Source organism: Pseudorhizobium marinum, assembly GCF_000705355.1.
GTDB classification, from domain to species: domain Bacteria; phylum Pseudomonadota; class Alphaproteobacteria; order Rhizobiales; family Rhizobiaceae; genus Neorhizobium; species Neorhizobium pelagicum.
This window is the reverse complement of the sequence record NZ_JMQK01000005.1, coordinates 112,497-129,112: the sequence shown is the minus strand read 5'-3', so window position 1 is coordinate 129,112 and position 16,616 is coordinate 112,497. Positions and strand designations below refer to the sequence as shown.

Here is a 16,616-nt window from a genome sequence, read left to right as displayed (position 1 = left end):
ACATTCCCTGCCGCATCGCAGAAACGCCAGCTTTCTGGCAGAATTGCCGGTGATTCGAAACAGCATGAGGTGGACATGGCATCCCCTTCAGCCCCTCGACAGGTAGTACCGACTGACCCGATGGATGACAACAACGACCTTTTCTCAGACCTTCCTCTGGCCACGCCAGTCGCTTTGGAGCCCAAGCCGCCCGTGACCGCCGCCAAGCCCGTGGAACCGCCCCCCCATCCTGCGACCTCCTCCGACGACTACGGAGCGTCCTCGATTCGCGTCCTGGAGGGGCTCGAACCCGTTCGGATGCGTCCGGGCATGTATATCGGTGGCACCGATGAGAAGGCCCTGCACCACCTCTTTGCCGAAGTCATCGACAACTCGATGGACGAAGCCGTGGCCGGCCACGCCAATTTCATCGAAGTCCATCTGGATGTTGAAGGCTGCCTCACCGTCAGCGACAACGGTCGCGGCATTCCGGTCGAAAACCATCCGCAGGTGCCGGGCAAGTCGACTCTCGAAGTGATCATGACCAAGCTGCACGCCGGCGGCAAATTCGACGGCAAGGCCTATGAGACCTCCGGCGGTCTCCATGGCGTCGGCGTTTCGGTGGTCAACGCGCTCTCCGACCTCCTCGAGGTCGAGGTCGCCCGCGACCGCAAGCTTTACCGACAGCGTTTTTCGCGCGGCGTCCCGCAAGGCGGTCTTGAGGAACTGGGGCCGGTCCACAATCGTCGCGGTACCCGCGTGCGCTTCCATCCGGATCCACAGATCTTCGGCGACCACGCCAAGTTCGATCCCGGCCGGATCTTCCGAATGGCGCGCTCGAAAGCCTATCTGTTCGGCGGCGTCGAAATTCGCTGGTCCTGCGATCCGGGCCTCGTGCCGCCGGGTGGCGAACTCCCGGAGAAGGCCGTCTTCCACTTCCCGGGCGGACTCAAGGATTATCTCGCCGCAACGCTCGGCAAGGACTTCACCGTCATCCGCGAGATCTTCGCGGGCCGCACCGAGAAGACCGGCGGTCATGGCGCCATGGAATGGGCCATCACCTGGTACGGCGGCGACCCGCAGGTTCATTCCTACTGCAACACCATCCCGACCCCCGAGGGCGGCACGCATGAGGCTGGCCTGCGGATTGCGCTTCTCAAGGGCCTGAAGAACTATGCCGAGCTGACGCAGAACAAGCGGGCGGCGCAGATCACCACCGACGACGTGATGATCTCGGCCGTCGGCATGCTGTCGGTCTTCATCCGCGAACCGGAATTCGTCGGCCAGACGAAAGACCGGCTCGCCACCGTCGAGGCCCAGCGCCTCGTCGAGAACATCCTGCGCGATCCGTTCGATCATTACCTGACCGGCAATCCGGGTGAAGCGGACAAGCTGCTCGACTGGGTGATCGAGCGGTCCGAGGAGCGCCTGCGCCGTCGCAAGGAAAAGGAAGTCAACCGCAAGACCGCGGTGCGCAAACTGCGTCTGCCCGGCAAGCTCGCCGACTGCTCGCAGAACACCGCCGAGGGTGCGGAACTCTTCATCGTCGAGGGCGATTCGGCTGGCGGCTCCGCCAAGCAGGGGCGCAATCGCGCCAACCAGGCAATCCTTCCGCTGCGCGGCAAGATCCTCAACGTCGGCAGCGCCAGCCGCGAGAAGCTTTCCGCCAACCAGCAGATCGCCGATCTGGTCCAGGCGCTGGGCTGCGGCACACGTACCAAATATCGGGAAGAGGATCTTCGCTACGAGCGCGTCATCATCATGACCGATGCCGACGTCGACGGTGCCCATATCGCGTCGCTGCTGATCACCTTCTTCTACCAGGAGATGCCGGAGATGATCCGGGGCAATCATCTCTATCTCGCCGTACCGCCGCTCTACGTCATCCGCCAGGGTGCCAAATCGGTCTACGCCCGCGATGATGCACACCGCGCCGAACTGATGGAGACGGTGTTCAAGGGCAAGAAGGTCGAAATCGGCCGCTTCAAGGGCCTTGGCGAGATGATGCCGGCGCAGCTGAAGGAAACCACCATGGACCCGGCCAAGCGCACGCTCCTGCGCGTGGCGATCGACGATGTGGATTTCGAAGGAACCCGCGAGGCCGTCGACAACCTGATGGGCACCAGGCCGGACGCCCGCTTCCGCTTCATCCAGGACCGGGCGGCCTTCGCCGAAAACCTCGACATCTGACGCAGGACGGCGGCCCGACATTCAAGCATTGCGGGCCGCCGACCGCTGTCGTGTCAGCGGGAGGCGAGTATCTTCCCAAGAGCGTGGATCAGCGCCGATGTCTCGTATGGCTTGCGCAGTACCGGCACGTCGAGATTTTCCGGGATGATCGAGCGGTCGCTGTAGCCTGTTGCAAAGACGAAGGGGATTTCCCGGCGAAGCAGCTCCTGCGCCACCGGCATGGATGTGCCGTTGCCAAGGTTGACGTCCAGAATGGCGATGTGCGGCGTGTAACGCTCGAGATGGCGCAAGGCCTCCGCTGCCGATGGCGCGGTCGTCACCCTGTCAAACCCGTGATCCGCCAGGATGGTTTCGACGTCGGCGGCAATCAGCATCTGATCCTCGACCAGAAGCAGCTCGACCTCCGAAAAATCAGGGCGAGCAAAGGTTTCGTCGTCCGCCTCCGCTTCGACCGACTGGATCTCGTCGTCGTCGCCACCGGCCTGGATATGCCTCGGCGGAATGCAGAAATAGCCTTGAAGACCGCCCTCGTGGTAATCGATCTGGCTCCTGCCGCCGAGTTCGTAGGAAACGCTGCGTCCAATCAGGACGCTGCCGAAGCCTTTACGCACCGGTGCAGTCACCGCCGGGCCGCCGCTCTCGCTCCACCAGATTTCGCAGTCATCGGTCTCGCCCCGGCACCAGCGAACGGAAAGATTGCCGCCGGAAACGGACAGGCCGCCATATTTGGCAGCATTCGTCGCCATTTCATGGAGAACGAGCGCCATGACGGAAAACGAGCGCGCGTCCAGCCACACCGGCGGCCCCTGCAGCAAGATGTCGCGATCTCCCGTCTGATAAGGGCGAAGCTCTGCCTGCAGCAGCTCACGCAGCATGCCGCCGTCACCGCTGCGGACGATCTGGTCGTGTGCCAGGGACAGCGCCTGCACCCTCCCCTTGAGCGATTCGACATAGCTTTCCAGGTCCTGCTGGGTCTCCGTCGGGCTGCCGATCAGGGACTTGATGACCGACAAGATATTCTTGACCCGGTGGTTGAGCTCCTCGTTGAGCATCCGCTGGCGGACATCCGCCTTGCCACGCTCGTCAGCGATCAGCTCATTGTGGTGCAGCACGATCTCGACGAGCACGGAGCGGATCGCGTCGGCGACCTCCATGTCTGCCTCTGACCATGGCTGCGCCTGGTCGCGCACGGTCTCTTTCCACAGCGCAAAGCTCTTTCTTGGGGTCAGCCGGTCGCCCAGCGGCCCGACGCTGTAGGATTTATCGGGGTTTCCTGCCCAGTTCAGCGTCTGCACCACTTCGCGGCGGAAGAAGAACAGATAGTCGCGGGATCGCTGCGACAGCGGAACGGCGACAACACCGCAGATCCCCTCCGGCGGCCTGACGGGATCGGGGAGATCCGCCGACAGCTTGTGGCTCTGCCACACCTTGCCCGCAGAAATCTCCGCCAGCATTTCCGCGAGCACGGCGGCCTCGTCCTGCCGGGGCGTGGCGCCGATTGCGGTCCATACGCCGCCTAGCCATAGCCCGACGCCATCGGATGGCAGCATGGCGCGGAACTCATCCAGGGACGCCCGGAACAATGCACGGATGTCCGCCTGGTGGGACGCAACCTGGAGAAAGCGGTCCAAGGCGACGCGCACTTCACGACTTTTCTCGCCGACCTCCTTCTGCCTCAGGGCGCTGAGATGCAGCGAAAAGAACTCTCCAAAGGTCTCCGCCGCAATGCGCTGCGGCATCGACAGCGACTTTGGCGAATAGTGATGGCAAGCGATCAGCCCCCAGAGCTCGCCATCGACAATGATCGAGATGGACATGGAGGCGGAAACGCCCATGTTGCGCAGGTACTCGCAGTGAACCGGCGAAACGCTGCGCAGATGCGCAAACGAAAGATCCAGAGGATGCCCGGCCTCGTCCAGCTCCGGAAGGATGTTCACCCGGGTATTGTCGGCGTTGGAAATCACCCGGATGGTGTTCTTGAGGTAGAGGATGCGCGCCTGTTTCGGGATGTCGCTGGCCGGAAAATACTGGCCCTTGAAGCTCTCCAGGTCGCGCCGCTTGTGCTCGCTGATGACCTTGCCGGCGCCATCCTTCTCGAACCGGTAGATCATCACCCGATCGTAGCCGAGGAGGGCGTGGATCAGCCGCGTCGAGCGCTCCACCAGCTGATCGACCGTGCCGATGTTGCGAACGCGGCTGATCAGCATGCGTGCGACTTCGAGCGGTTGATCGGTATCGCCCATCACCGGCTCGAACTCCAGGATCGCATTGCCGTCGAAGACATGGATCGAGACGTCGAACCGCTGGCCGCAAGGCAGCAGCACGTTGTGGCGCAGCGCCGGCCGAGCCGGATCGGACGATGTCGCAATGGCGTTGCGCAGCGTATGTGCGACCTCACCGCCGAGAACCTCGTCGAGGCGCTGGCCGTTCAGATCCTCCGGAATCTCCAGCATGGCCGGTGCATTCGCGGAATGACGCAGCACCGAGGTCCCGGAGGGATCGCAGGCGATAAGACAGCCATGGGGCTGGATGCTTCCGGGGACGTGGATTGGCTCACGGTCGCAGTTGCTGAGGTCGACGGTCTGGCTTTCAGGCATTCTTCATTTCCTCGAAAGCTTGACCGACGGCGAAGAACATCGCCTCGGAGGCTTCGACTGTTCGATCAAGGTCAAGCTCAGGCGCTGCTTCCAGCAGTTCCAGGAGCCGCTTCCAGCGCTCCCCGGACTGCGCCTGTGCCGCAAGATGGCGCGCCCCGAAGACCTCGGTCAGACCGAGCTTTTGTGCGCGGCGATAGAGCACGCGGGCTCCAAGTGAAGATCCTTCGATGACGTAGAGGGTGCCCAGAAGGCTTTCCAGGTCCGGCCCGATCGCGGGCATCTTCTGGATGCAGCTCAGCCCTGGCCGCGGCATGTCGAGATCATCCATATCCCTGCGCATCAGATCCGTCAGCAGATCGGGCCCCTGCCAAAGGGACAGCTGCGAAGGCAGGCTGACGCCGGTCATGCTCTCGTCAAGGGATGCCCGGAAGATATAGGTGCCGGAGAGGTAGCGACGATACGCATCGAGCGTATCGAAAGAGCCTACCGTCGCCTCTACCTTGGCATGGGACAAAGAGGTCCGATCCCGCACAAGGAACCGACGCGATGATGATGTCATGAGAATATTCGGTCTGTTTGAATTCCATCATATTTATCGCATAGGTATGGCAGGACAAGGTGTGCGGACTCCTTTTTGGGTTCTTCGCCGTTATCTTGTGCAATTTGTCGTGAAGGCCATATGCTTGGCGACCAACGGAGTAGTGATGACGGTGAACGGATCCCCAAAACCGCAAGATGCGCCGCGCTGGCTCGGGCCGGTCGCCCATAGCCGCTCCGCATTGATTCCGCCGATTTCGGCCGCCCGGTGGTTGCTGGTGCTGATCGTGATCGCGGGAATATACTTCTTCCACGGCTTCGTCGTCCCGGTCTTGGCCGCGCTGGTGATCGGCTTTGCGAGCTGGCCTCTCTACCGGAAGATGCTGCAGAACATCGGCGGCAACACGACGATTGGCGCAACGCTTGCCATCATCTTCATCATCGCCTTCCTCGTCGTGCCGATCGGCATCGCCGTTTCCTACACGATCGGCGAGGTGCGCGAATGGGTCGCATGGATCCTCGAGGTCAATCGCGACGGTGCGGCGGTGCCCGCCTGGATTGCTGCCCTGCCCGGCATCGGACCGTGGTTGACGGAGCAATGGGACAGCCATGTCGGCGCTCCGGGCGCCGTCGGAGAACTGATCCAGATCGTCAGCGGCGCCAATATAGGCAACATCTACCGTGCGGTGATCGCAGCAGGAGACGGCGTCTTCCACCTGTTCCTGACACTGCTCTTCATGCTGATCGCGCTCTTTTTCGTCTACCGCGACGGCGCCTCCTTCACCCGCCAGATCGATCTTCTCGGCGAACGCATCCTTCCGATTCGCTGGGAGCGCATTTCACGCGTCGTGCCCGCAACGATCAGCTCGACGGTGACAGGCATGACCCTGATCGCCATCGGCGAAGGCATCGTGCTGGGCATCGCCTACTGGATCGCCGGCGTTCCGTCCCCCGTCACGCTCGGCGTGATCACGGGCGTCATGGCGCTGATTCCTGGTGGCGCGCCCCTCTCCTTCACACTGGTTTCCATCTACCTCCTGGCCAGCGGCTCCTATTTCGCGGGCATTGCGCTCTTCGTCTGGGGCGCCGTCGAACTCTTCATCGTCGACAAGACCGTCCGTCCGCGCCTTGTCGGCGGCCCGATCAAGCTGCCCTTCCTGCCCACGTTCTTCGGTCTCGTCGGCGGTGTGAAGACCATGGGCTTCCTCGGCCTCTTCATCGGCCCGGTGCTGATGGCGCTGATCGTCTCGATCTGGCGCGAATGGATCCGGGAAGTGCGCCTTGCCGATGCCGGCGAGATTCAATCCGCGGATCTGGCCAAGGAGGAATACCAGCCGGTCCCGCCGCCCGTCAGGACAGCCTCTTCTCCATGAAGAGGCTCAATGGGTCAGGCTTGTAGGCACCGAACGGCGGGATGTCGGTGAAACCATACGCCCGGTAAAGACCGATCGCCTCCGGCTGGTGGATGCCCGTCTCCAGCCGGATGGCTTCGAGGTTGGATTGGCGAGCACTGTCGATAATGGCGGCAAGGAGGAGCTTGCCGATTCTCAGCCCCCGCCAGGCGGGATCGACGAACATGCGCTTGATCTCCGCCGTGCCATCGCCGGCATCGGCCAGGGCGCAGCAGCCGGCGACCGCTCCATTCGTCCTTGCCACCAGGAACAGAACGGAAGGCCTCTCCAGGCTGGAGATATCCACGAGGTGATTGCTTTCTGCCGGGTAGAGGGAGGCCGCATAGGCGTCGGAAAGCGCCAGGAGCCGGAGGATTTCCGGCTGGCGAGGAGGCTCGATGGCGATTGTGATGGTCACGGATGGATCAGGCTCCCATGGTGTCGTCCAAACCGCTATAGCTCAGGCGGAGATGACCGGAAAGTCGCCCTGATTGGGTCACCTTTGTCGGCATGATCGTCAGGAACCGGGGGACCGAACATGAACGCAGCCATCATCATCCTGACCATCCTCGGCTGCGACGACAGCGGCACCGAGTGCCACTACGTCGCCACCTCGCAGAAGCGGTGGACGAGCATCGAGATGTGCAGCGCAAGCTCGGAAAGCGAACTGGTCAGCCACGCCAATGCCCCCTATCCGGTGGTAATCGCGGTCTGCCAGGAGCCGCAACAGACGGAAATCGTGGAAAGACCGCAGCAGCCAGCCTCGCCCGCGCCGGTCGTTTCCACCGTGGACGTTACGGAAGATGGGGAGCGGAATCTTGCCATGCGAGCGATCTCGCGCGTCAAGGCCGTCCTGCCGACGACCGAAGGCGTTCGCACCCTGATGCAGAAACCCGTCCGTCTCGTGGAGGAAAGCTACTCCTGGGTGGCGCGCAAGTTCTGACGCTCAGGCCGCCAGCAGCGCACTGCCTGCGTAGGAACGGGCGGTGGTCCGCAGTTCGCTGCGCTGCAGCTTTTCCACCAGGTCCAGAAGCAGGGCAACGGGCGAATTCGGATCCGCCGGCCTGCGGCATGTGTCCAGCAGGCGATCGCAGATGCTCTGCGTCGTCAACACCTCGCCCGCCTGGCGCCAGAGCAGGGTTGCCTCCACAAACACCATGGCGATGTCGCGCTGCAGGCCGGCAGCTTCAAACAGTGCCCTCACCGCATGCATGCGGCCGGAGGCCAGCAGGGAACGCACCCGTCGCTCCTCCAACCCTGACAATGCCACCATCGCGTGGGAGAAAAAGTCGCTCTTGCCGCTGCAAAGCGCATGGATCAGCAGTGCCGGTGTCAGCTTTCCCTTGCTTCTGAGATGCTCCACCAGGGCGGGCAGTTCCGCGACCGAAACGTCCCCCGCAATGGCGACGGACGCCGTCTCGCAGGCGTCCAGGGTCAGTCGCTCGAGGCGCGGTCGGGCCAGCACCATGCGAACGAGATCGGAGTCGGCCAGCGCCGTACTGACCTGTTCCACGAGGCTCTGGCGGGCATCGGCAGGCAGGTCGCCGCGCTCCAGCAGCAAACGCCGGATGGCCGCGCAATGACCGAAGCGCTCTGCGATGCGGCTGACGGAGCGGCTGGAAATCGAAGCGGTCTCGTTTTCAAGGAGAATGAGGGCAGCACCTTCGTCGCCAACTTCAGCCAACGCGGCGGCGACCGAGCGGCTGAGCCCTCCCCTGAACGCGACGAAGCCGCCCAGGAGCGGACCGCCCGTGGCTGCGAGATCGATGAGATCCGCATCCGTGAGCACCGGTGAAAGAGCCACCACCGTACAGGCGATTTCAGGCTGATCTTCAGCCAGCGCAATCATGATGGCGCGCGGCGCAAGCGAGGAATGCGCGAGAGCCTGGGCCAGACTCAGTCTCACCTGGGGTGAAGGATCATCAAGCAGGTGCGACATGGCCAGAAGCGCTGCCTGGCGCTGCTCGTCCGCCAGATCGGGACGTAGGAAGGCTCTCGCCAATGCTGCCGCAGCATTGGCCCTGTCGGCGGCCCGTGCTGTTTCGATCCAACGAATAAAAGCCTCTATGATCACTACGAACCCCGGCTGACGAACAGCGTCACCTGAAACACTTAACTGCCGTCACGCTAGGGGCAAAACGTTTAAGATTGGTTCACCATGTTCGCCAACCTTGGACGGCGCAGGCCCGCGAACCGGCCGACCTCTAAGGCCCGGACGGCCTTGTGAGTTCGAAGACCTCGGCGCCGCCATCGCTGAAGTCGCGGTAGCCCATGCGCGCGATTGGGCGCAGCAGCGCCATGTCGATCCGCCCGTCACGAATGACCTCTTCACGGATATGGATGCCGACGACCTCACCAAAGACCATGTAGGAGGGCGCCTTGCCACCCTTCAGCGTGTGCGGCTGGAGGATCTCGGTGACCCGGCATTCGAGCGCAGTATAGGCTTCTGCCACATAAGGCGCATCGACGAGAGTTCCCGGCGCCGGCGTGACGCCTGCGAGCGCAAATTCGTCGGTGCCGTAGGGCACCGTCACGGAAGAGGCGTTCACCGCTTCGGCCAGGTGCCGGCTGGCGAGGCTTGCCGTGAACACCCCCGTCTCCTCCGCATTGCGCAGGCTGTCCTTGCGCCCGGTCGACGAGAACATGATGATCTTCGGGGTGTCGGAAACGATGTTGAAGAAGGAATAGGGAGACAGATTGATCGAGCCGTCCCTGCCCCTGGTGCCGATCCAGCCGATCGGCCGCGGAGCCACGATCGCCTTGAAGGGATCGTGGCTCATGCCATGGGCATTGGTCTCGGTGTCGTAAAACATCAGGACCTGTCCTCGCCAGCAAAGGTGACGATATCAGCGAGGTCGGGACGCGGACGATCGGGGACGGGGAAATCGCTGGACCCTATGTGGATCAGCCCTGCGACCTTCTCCTCCGGCTTCACGCCAAGCGCTGCCAGCGCCCGGTTGTCGTAGGCGATCCATTCCGAACGCCAGTTGGCAGCATAACCATGAGCATTGGCGGCCATCAGCATGTTGAGGCAGACGGCGCCCGCCGAGAGCACCTGTTCCCATTCCGGGATCTTGACGTGCGGTGCTGCGGTACTGACCACGGCGACCACGACCGGCGCCCGCAAAAGGCGCAGCAACTCCGCCTCGCGCGCCGCATCGGTCAGGTCCGGCGAATCGTGCATCATGATCTCGAGGAAGGTCTCGCCCAGCTGTCGCCGGACCTCGCCGCGGTAGACGATGAAGCGCCACGGAGCGAGCTTGCCGTGGTCGGGCACCCGTGACGCAAGCGTCAGAATCGCCTCCAGTTCCTGCCCGCTCGGGCCCGGTTCCCCGATCTGGGCAACCGGTGTGGAATGACGTGCGCGCAGATAGTCGACGAGTTTGATATCATTTTGCATACTTGAGTCGTCCTTCACGGGGAGATCGGCCGGGTAAGCCTTGAATTCGCCTTTGGATTGTTCTTCAAGTGATGCTTGGAAATTCAAGAGTCAACGGTTCAGCAAAGATGACAGGCAGATCGAAAGCCATGCGCTTGGCCCTCGTTGGAGCGATGGTTTTTGCGCATGCTTATGGCGCCATGGCCCAGGAGGCGTTCAAGAGCTTCAAGCAGTTGGACAGCACGGCCAAGATGCCGAAGCTGAATGCTTTCTCGGCCACGTCCCTGGAGCCTGCAGCCGTGCTCGGCAAGGATGTCACCCTGGAGGCCAAGCTGACGGCGACCGACGAAGAGCCCGTGCAGGAAGGCCTCGCCTGGAGGGTGTTCAGCCCCATATCAGGAGAAGACGGCAAGCTGCCGCTGGTGGCCAGTGCCGAAGGCGGCGACGCTGCATTTCAGCTGGCACCCGGCGACTACTTCGTCAATGTCGCCTTCGGTCGTGCCGGCGTCACCAAGAAACTGACGGTACCGGTCGATGGTGAGGTCGAAAAGCAGGTTCTCGTGCTCGACGCCGGTGGCGTGGTGCTCAGCGCCACGTCCGGCTCCGAGGAGCAGATCCCCGAAAAACAGCTGACCTTCTCGATTTATTCGTCCGAAGTCCGCGAGGACGGTGAACGCGGACTGCTGATGGCGGCCATCAAGCCGAACACGATCGTCCGACTGAATGCCGGCACATACCACGTCGTCTCCGAATATGGTGACGTGAACGCCGTCGTTCGTGCCGACATCCAGGTGGAAGCCGGCAAGCTGGTCGAAGCCACGCTCCAGCATCGGGCTGCCCAGATTACCCTGAAGCTCGTGTCGCAACCGGGCGGCGAAGCGGTGGCAGACACTGCCTGGTCGGTGCTGACTGCCGCCGGCGACATCGTCAACGAAAGCGTCAGCGCATTTTCCACCATGGTGCTCGCCGAAGGCGACTATCTTGCCGTCGCGCGCAACAAGGACAAGATCTTCCAGCGCGCCTTCACCGTCGAATCGGCGAAGAACATGGACGTCGAGGTGATGATGAAGGAACAGCCCGCCAACATGGACCTGTTCACGGACGCCGTCCTGCGGGATTGATCGACGCCGTTCACCGGAGATGAAAACGCCCGCTGCGAGAGCGGGCGTTTCTGATTCAGGCAGCTGCCACCTTGCTCTTTGCCTTGCGCAGCAGGTCCGGCGGCGTCGCCTCCAGAGTGAGGCTGGCGACCGCCTCGTCGAGCGACATCGAGGTTTGCGCTTGCGACCCCAGCCGGCGGATGTTCACCGAGCGCTCCTCGGCTTCCTTCTTGCCGCAGACGATGATCACCGGCACCTTGGTCACCGAATGTTCGCGGACCTTGTAGTTGATCTTCTCGTTGCGGAAGTCGGTCGCCACATGCATGCCGGCATCGCGGAGCGCCTCGGCAACCTCGCGACCGTAATCGTCGGCATCCGAGGTGATCGTGGCGACGACGACCTGCTGCGGCGCAAACCACAGCGGCATGTGACCGGCGAAGTTTTCGATCAGGATGCCGAGGAAGCGTTCCATGGAGCCGCAGATGGCCCGGTGGATCATCACCGGCTGCGTCTTCTCGGAGTTCTGGTCGATGTAGAAGGCGCCAAAGCGTTCCGGCAGGTTGAAGTCGACCTGAGTCGTCCCGCACTGCCATTCGCGGCCGATGGCGTCCTTCAGAGTGTACTCGAACTTCGGTCCGTAAAAGGCGCCCTCGCCCGGCAGAATGCCGGTCTTGATACGTCCGCCGGACTGCGCCTCGATCGTCTGCAGCACCTCGGTCATGATGGCCTCGGCGCGATCCCAGAGATCGTCCGAGCCGACCCGCTTCTCCGGCCGGGTCGAGAGCTTGACGACGACCTCCTGAAAACCGAAGTCCTCGTAGACCGAGAGGATCAGGTCGTTGATCCGAAGGCATTCCGCCGCCAGCTGCTCGTCCGTGCAGAAGACATGCGCGTCGTCCTGGGTGAAGCCGCGTACGCGCATCAGGCCGTGCAGTGCACCCGATGGCTCGTAACGGTGGACGTTGCCGAATTCGGCAAGCCGGATCGGCAGGTCGCGATAGGACTTCAAGCCATGCTTGAAGATCTGGACGTGCCCCGGGCAGTTCATTGGCTTCAGCGCGAAGATCCGCTGGTCGGCCTCTTCGTCATCGGGGTTCGTGAAGGCATGCGCGGATTTCACCGCGAACATGTTCTCCTGGTACCAACCCCAGTGGCCGGAGGTTTCCCAGAGCGACTTGTCGAGGATCTGCGGCGCGTTCACCTCTTCGTAGACGCCGGCCAGGCGGCGGCGCATGTAGGCCGTCAGCGTCTGGAACATGCGCCAGCCCTTGCCGTGCCAGAAGACGACGCCCGGACCTTCTTCCTGGAAATGGAAGAGATCCATCTCGCGGCCGAGCTTGCGGTGGTCGCGCTTCTCGGCCTCCTCCAGGATGTGGAGATAGGCGTCGAGCTCTTCCTGCGTCGCCCAGGCGGTGCCGTAGATGCGCGTCAGCATCGGCTTCGTCGAATCGCCGCGCCAGTAGGCGCCGGCGACCTTCATCAGCTTGAAGGCCGTGCCGATCTGGCCGGTCGAGGCCATGTGCGGGCCGCGGCAGAGGTCGAACCAGTCGCCCTGACGGTAGATCTTGAGATCCTGGCCCTCGGGAATCATGTCCACCAGCTCGACCTTGTAGGCCTCGCCCTTGTCGGCAAAGACGTCACGGGCCTTGTCGCGCGACCAGACTTCCTTGGTGAAGGCGGCGTTCCTCTGGATGATCTCCTTCATCTTCTTTTCGATCTTCGGCAGATCGTCGGGCGTGAAGGGCCAGTCCTCGCGCGTATCCAGATGGACGCGCTTGAAGTCGTAATAGAAGCCGTTCTCGATCACCGGGCCGATGGTCACCTGTGTGCCGGGCCAGAGCTCCTGCACCGCTTCCGCCATCACGTGGGCGGCATCGTGGCGGATCAGTTCCAGCGCACGGGGATCGGTCCGGGTGACGATCTCGATCCGGCCGTCGACGACGGGATCGGAGAGATCGCGCAGCGTCCCATCGAGGGCGATCGCCACGGCCTTCTTGGCGAGCGACTTGGAGATCGACTCGGCAACGGCAAGACCCGTCGTGCCGGCGTCATAGGCGCGAACGGAACCATCGGGGAATGTAAGGGAAACGGACATGTCTGATGCTCCTGATCCAGTCCCGCCAACGAATGCGGGTGGTGGTTGTCAAATCACGGCAGATGCCGGACGGTCCGCAGATAATGGCTTTTGCCGGAGGAGTAAAGTCAGGCGGCACGGCCCTGCGGCTCCGTCAGTGGTGTCACCAATAGCGCCACGGCATCCACCAGCGCTGGCGCTCGTCCAGGCGTTCCGGCACCGGATCCAGCCCGGAGCAGCCGCCGGGACCGCAGCGACCGACCCGAAACAGCGTCATCCAGCCGCCGCTCCAGAAGCCGTGCCGGGCAATCGCCTCGTAGCCGTATTCGGAGCAGGTCGGAATATGACGGCAGGAGTTTCCGATGAAGCCGGAGAGCGTCAACTGATAGAGACGGATCAGCCCCATGCCGAACAGGCGGCCGGGGGTTTTGCGAAACGGGCCCCGCCAGTTTCGCGACCTGCGTCCCGTCGATGGAGGACGGCAGTCCGGCGTGCCGCACATCTCAGGCAGAGACCGCGGCGTCTTTCGCCTCGATCTGGTCGAGGCAATCCACGACCGCTTCGAAGGTGAGCATGGTGGAAGCGTGTCGCGCCTTGTAGTCCTTGACCGGCTTCAGATAGCGCATGTCTTGGAAGCGTCCGCTCGGCCCCTCGCCGCCGGCCGTCAGCATGGCGAGCATGTCGTGGCGCGCTTGCCGGACCTCCTCGATGGATGCACCCACCACATGCCGTGCCATCACCGAGGACGAGGCCTGCCCCAGCGCGCAGGCTTTCACCTCGTGAGCGAAATCGGAGACTTTCCCGTCTTCCGTCTTGATGTAGACGCGTACCCGCGAGCCGCACAGTTTGGAGTGCTTTTCGGAGGTCGCCTCGGCATCCGGCAGCGTACCGGCCCGGCTGATATTGCCGGCGAATTCAAGGATCTTGCTGTTATAGATATCGTCCATCGTACTGGCCCGTCCGGCGTCATTCCTGCGGTGGACGCTGCATGCACCGCAAAACAGTGAAAATCTGTCGTCACGACACTATATGTGAGCCAGGGCCCAGGCGTTCAAGAAATGGATGATTTTGGGCAATTGGTTTTTAAAATAGGCACGCATATCTTGTCAAAGTGGCTCCAAGGGGTCAGAAAGCGCCGGATTGCTGAGGATCGGCTGCCCAAGCCACCTCCGTCAACGTGGAATGAAGGTGCGGCGTTTGGTCGTCCCGGGAGACAGCAATGGATGCAATTGTGAAGAATTTCCCGACTTCCGGCCATGCCGAAAGCCGTCCGACGCGTGAACAGGCTGAAGAAGCGGTTCGCGTGCTGTTGCGTTGGGCGGGCGAGGATCCGCAGCGGGAAGGACTTCTCGATACACCCAAACGCGTCGCCACAGCCTACCGCGAACTCTTCAGCGGCTACGACCTTTCGCATGAGGAGGTGCTCGGCCGCACATTCGAGGAAGTGTCGGGATATGGCGACCCGGTGCTGGTGCGGGACATCCCTTTCTATTCCCATTGCGAGCACCACATGCTGCCGATCATCGGCAAGGCGCATGTCGCCTACCTGCCGAATGACCGTGTTCTGGGTCTGTCGAAAATCGCCCGCGTCGTCGACATCTTCGGTCGCCGGCTGCAGACACAGGAAAACATGACGGCTCAGATTGCGCAGGCGATCGATGAGACGCTGAAGCCCCGCGGCGTGGCCGTGATGATCGAAGCCGAGCACATGTGCATGGCCATGCGCGGTGTTCAGAAACAGGGCTCCACGACGCTCACCACCACCTTCAAGGGCGAGTTCAAGTCAAACGCTGCCGAACAGGCACGCTTCCTCACGCTCGTGCGCAACCGCTAAGGCGAAAGCTCCATGTCCCTGAATTTTGTCTCCCCCTCGCCTGACAAGACGGCCCAGGAGAGCGAAGGTCCGTTTGCACCGCTGTTCGGAAGCGATGGCCTTGTCACCGCCGTCGTCACCGATTTTGCCGATGGCGAGCTCTTGATGGTGGCCCATATGAACCGGGAGGCGCTGGCCTTGACGATCGAGACGGGGGTGGCTCACTACTACAGCCGCTCCCGCCAGAAAATCTGGAAAAAGGGAGAGACCTCCGGTAATCTGCAGACCGTCAGCGAGATGCGGACCGACTGCGATCAGGACGCCATATGGCTGAAGGTCTCCGTTGCCGGCCACGAAGCGACGTGCCACACCGGCCGGCGTTCATGCTTCTACCGCGTGGTCAGCACGCAAGACGGAAGCGTGTCACTGAAGATCGTCGATGACGTGCGTCGGTTCGACCCTGCCCAAGTCTATGGATCTGCAGGAACCGACAGCTGATTGTTCCGTTGTTACGGCGATGCGCCTGCCGATATACAAATTGGAAACCTATATCTGCCCTAATGTTCGTTGATGCAGCGTTCAGCTTGGAGGGTGTCGATGCTGAACTGGACTAGAAATCGGAATGAAGCGACCGCGAATGCAGACGCTTTGTCAGGCACCCACACACCCGAACCGACAAAACCCGTAGAGGCTCCCGCCAAGGCGAAGCTTGCTCTTGCGCTCGGCGGCGGAGCAGCACGCGGCTGGGCGCATATCGGTGTCCTGCGGGCACTCGACGAAGCCGGCATCGAGGTCGGCATGGTCGCCGGCACATCGATCGGTGCTCTCGTCGGAGGATGCTATCTGGCTGGAAAGCTTGATGAACTTGAAGCCTTCGCGCGATCGATCACCATGCGCCGCCTCGTCGGCCTGTTGGATCTGACCATCGGTGGCAGCGGTCTTTTGGGCGGGATGCGGCTGACCAAGCGCATGCAGGAACACCTCCAGGATCTGTCGATCGAAGACCTTGACCGGCCTTTCGTCGCCGTTGCGACGGAGCTTCACAGTGGGCACGAGGTCTGGATCAGCGCCGGCTCCCTGATCACCGCCCTGCGCGCCTCCTATGCCTTGCCGGGAATTTTCGAGCCCGTCACATGCAACAACCGCACGCTTGTCGATGGCGCCCTCGTCAACCCTGTGCCGAGCTCCGTCTGCCGCGCCTACGAGCAGCCCTTGGTCGTTGCCGTGAACCTCAACTATGAGATCTTCGGGCGCTCCGCCGTCGTCAAGCACAGCGCCAGCTTCCAGCCCACGGACGAACCGCGAAAGCCCCGCGAACCGCATCACCTGGGGCTTCCCGGCGTCATGGTCCAGGCGTTCAACATCATCCAGGAACGGATCTCGCGTGCCCGCCTTGCCGGTGATCCGCCGGACCTTACCCTTCATCCCCGCATGAGCGACATCGGCCTGTCGGAGTTTCACCGTGCGGGCGAAGCGATCGACCGCGGCTACAGCGAAACCATGAACCAGATTGCTGCGCTGCAGCGAATGCAGGAAGTCTTCGCGCGCTAAGACCG

At 62.6% G+C, this 16,616-nt stretch carries 16 protein-coding genes; 7 read left to right on the top strand and 9 right to left on the bottom strand.

Annotation, left to right across the window (positions count from 1 at the left end):
- Positions 1–120 precede the first annotated feature (120 nt).
- Positions 121–2,169, top strand: coding sequence for a DNA topoisomerase IV subunit B (parE, locus tag EO99_RS0108160; RefSeq protein ID WP_029618152.1), 2,049 nt, complete (start codon positions 121–123; stop codon positions 2,167–2,169).
- Positions 2,170–2,222: 53 nt separating this feature from the next.
- Here the strand turns inward: parE and EO99_RS0108155 are convergent, their stop codons facing one another.
- Both EO99_RS0108155 and EO99_RS25610 read right to left on the bottom strand, forming a co-directional pair.
- On the bottom strand, positions 2,223–4,766 hold the full coding sequence (locus EO99_RS0108155; protein WP_029618151.1) for an HWE histidine kinase domain-containing protein: 2,544 nt from the start codon (positions 4,764–4,766) through the stop codon (positions 2,223–2,225).
- Positions 4,759–5,280, bottom strand: coding sequence for a biliverdin-producing heme oxygenase (locus EO99_RS25610; protein WP_051679761.1), 522 nt, complete (start codon positions 5,278–5,280; stop codon positions 4,759–4,761). The genes EO99_RS0108155 and EO99_RS25610 overlap by 8 nt, the downstream gene beginning before the upstream one ends.
- 190 nt (positions 5,281–5,470) lie before the next feature.
- Between EO99_RS25610 and EO99_RS0108145 the strand changes: the two genes are divergently transcribed.
- The gene (locus tag EO99_RS0108145; RefSeq protein WP_029618149.1) at positions 5,471–6,676 is read left to right on the top strand and encodes an AI-2E family transporter; all 1,206 of its coding nucleotides are present in this window, start codon (positions 5,471–5,473) and stop codon (positions 6,674–6,676) included.
- On the opposite strand, the gene EO99_RS0108140 is transcribed toward EO99_RS0108145, so the two are convergent.
- Entirely contained in the window at positions 6,654–7,112 is a 459-nt protein-coding gene (locus EO99_RS0108140; RefSeq protein WP_029618148.1) for a GNAT family N-acetyltransferase, read from the bottom strand. The genes EO99_RS0108145 and EO99_RS0108140 overlap by 23 nt on opposite strands.
- Before the next feature lie 120 nt (positions 7,113–7,232).
- On the opposite strand from EO99_RS0108140, the gene EO99_RS0108135 reads away from it, so the two are divergent.
- Entirely contained in the window at positions 7,233–7,637 is a 405-nt protein-coding gene (locus EO99_RS0108135) for a hypothetical protein (RefSeq protein ID WP_029618147.1), read from the top strand.
- 3 nt (positions 7,638–7,640) lie between these two features.
- Here the strand turns inward: EO99_RS0108135 and EO99_RS0108130 are convergent, their stop codons facing one another.
- The 3 genes from EO99_RS0108130 to EO99_RS0108120 form a co-directional block, all read right to left on the bottom strand.
- Positions 7,641–8,768 carry a DUF2336 domain-containing protein gene (locus EO99_RS0108130; protein WP_029618146.1) on the bottom strand — a complete coding sequence of 376 codons (1,128 nt, stop codon included), beginning with the start codon at positions 8,766–8,768 and terminating at the stop codon, positions 7,641–7,643.
- 130 nt (positions 8,769–8,898) lie between these two features.
- On the bottom strand, positions 8,899–9,507 hold the full coding sequence (locus EO99_RS0108125; RefSeq protein WP_029618145.1) for a flavin reductase family protein: 609 nt from the start codon (positions 9,505–9,507) through the stop codon (positions 8,899–8,901).
- Complete coding sequence (locus tag EO99_RS0108120) at positions 9,507–10,094, bottom strand: nitroreductase family protein (RefSeq protein WP_029618144.1); 588 nt, start codon at positions 10,092–10,094, stop codon at positions 9,507–9,509. Before EO99_RS0108120 ends, EO99_RS0108125 begins: the two co-directional genes overlap by 1 nt.
- 152 nt (positions 10,095–10,246) lie before the next feature.
- Here EO99_RS0108120 and EO99_RS25605 point away from each other — a divergent pair, with 152 nt between their 5' ends.
- Entirely contained in the window at positions 10,247–11,194 is a 948-nt protein-coding gene (locus EO99_RS25605; protein ID WP_235776784.1) for a hypothetical protein, read from the top strand.
- A gap of 55 nt (positions 11,195–11,249) precedes the next feature.
- Here EO99_RS25605 and thrS read toward each other — a convergent pair whose 3' ends face one another.
- The 3 genes from thrS to EO99_RS0108100 all read right to left on the bottom strand — a co-directional run bounded on the left by thrS (position 11,250) and on the right by EO99_RS0108100 (position 14,194).
- Complete coding sequence (thrS, locus tag EO99_RS0108110) at positions 11,250–13,268, bottom strand: threonine--tRNA ligase (RefSeq protein WP_029618143.1); 2,019 nt, start codon at positions 13,266–13,268, stop codon at positions 11,250–11,252.
- Positions 13,269–13,410: 142 nt separating this feature from the next.
- Entirely contained in the window at positions 13,411–13,749 is a 339-nt protein-coding gene (gene yidD / locus EO99_RS0108105; RefSeq protein WP_029618142.1) for a membrane protein insertion efficiency factor YidD, read from the bottom strand.
- Position 13,750: 1 nt separating this feature from the next.
- A complete protein-coding gene (locus EO99_RS0108100) occupies positions 13,751–14,194 on the bottom strand; it encodes an iron-sulfur cluster assembly scaffold protein (RefSeq protein WP_029618141.1) in 444 nt (147 codons plus the stop codon).
- A 272-nt stretch (positions 14,195–14,466) separates the two neighbouring features.
- On the opposite strand from EO99_RS0108100, the gene folE reads away from it, so the two are divergent.
- The 3 genes from folE (at position 14,467) to EO99_RS0108085 (ending at position 16,611) form a co-directional block, all read left to right on the top strand.
- Complete coding sequence (gene folE / locus EO99_RS0108095; RefSeq protein ID WP_029618140.1) at positions 14,467–15,081, top strand: GTP cyclohydrolase I FolE; 615 nt, start codon at positions 14,467–14,469, stop codon at positions 15,079–15,081.
- Between the two features lie 12 nt (positions 15,082–15,093).
- Positions 15,094–15,558, top strand: coding sequence for a phosphoribosyl-AMP cyclohydrolase (hisI, locus tag EO99_RS0108090; protein WP_029618139.1), 465 nt, complete (start codon positions 15,094–15,096; stop codon positions 15,556–15,558).
- A gap of 99 nt (positions 15,559–15,657) precedes the next feature.
- Entirely contained in the window at positions 15,658–16,611 is a 954-nt protein-coding gene (locus tag EO99_RS0108085) for a patatin-like phospholipase family protein (protein WP_029618138.1), read from the top strand.
- Positions 16,612–16,616 lie beyond the last annotated feature (5 nt).

Coding starts and splice junctions, on each gene's coding strand:
- parE (WP_029618152.1), top strand. CDS start 121: ATGGATGACAACAACGACCTTTTCTCAGACCTTCCTCTGGCCACGCCA.
- EO99_RS0108155 (WP_029618151.1), bottom strand. CDS start 4,766: ATGCCTGAAAGCCAGACCGTCGACCTCAGCAACTGCGACCGTGAGCCA.
- EO99_RS0108145 (WP_029618149.1), top strand. CDS start 5,471: ATGACGGTGAACGGATCCCCAAAACCGCAAGATGCGCCGCGCTGGCTC.
- EO99_RS0108135 (WP_029618147.1), top strand. CDS start 7,233: ATGAACGCAGCCATCATCATCCTGACCATCCTCGGCTGCGACGACAGC.
- EO99_RS0108125 (WP_029618145.1), bottom strand. CDS start 9,507: ATGTTTTACGACACCGAGACCAATGCCCATGGCATGAGCCACGATCCC.
- EO99_RS0108120 (WP_029618144.1), bottom strand. CDS start 10,094: ATGCAAAATGATATCAAACTCGTCGACTATCTGCGCGCACGTCATTCC.
- EO99_RS25605 (WP_235776784.1), top strand. CDS start 10,247: ATGGTTTTTGCGCATGCTTATGGCGCCATGGCCCAGGAGGCGTTCAAG.
- thrS (WP_029618143.1), bottom strand. CDS start 13,268: ATGTCCGTTTCCCTTACATTCCCCGATGGTTCCGTTCGCGCCTATGAC.
- yidD (WP_029618142.1), bottom strand. CDS start 13,749: ATGTGCGGCACGCCGGACTGCCGTCCTCCATCGACGGGACGCAGGTCG.
- EO99_RS0108100 (WP_029618141.1), bottom strand. CDS start 14,194: ATGGACGATATCTATAACAGCAAGATCCTTGAATTCGCCGGCAATATC.
- folE (WP_029618140.1), top strand. CDS start 14,467: ATGGATGCAATTGTGAAGAATTTCCCGACTTCCGGCCATGCCGAAAGC.
- hisI (WP_029618139.1), top strand. CDS start 15,094: ATGTCCCTGAATTTTGTCTCCCCCTCGCCTGACAAGACGGCCCAGGAG.
- EO99_RS0108085 (WP_029618138.1), top strand. CDS start 15,658: ATGCTGAACTGGACTAGAAATCGGAATGAAGCGACCGCGAATGCAGAC.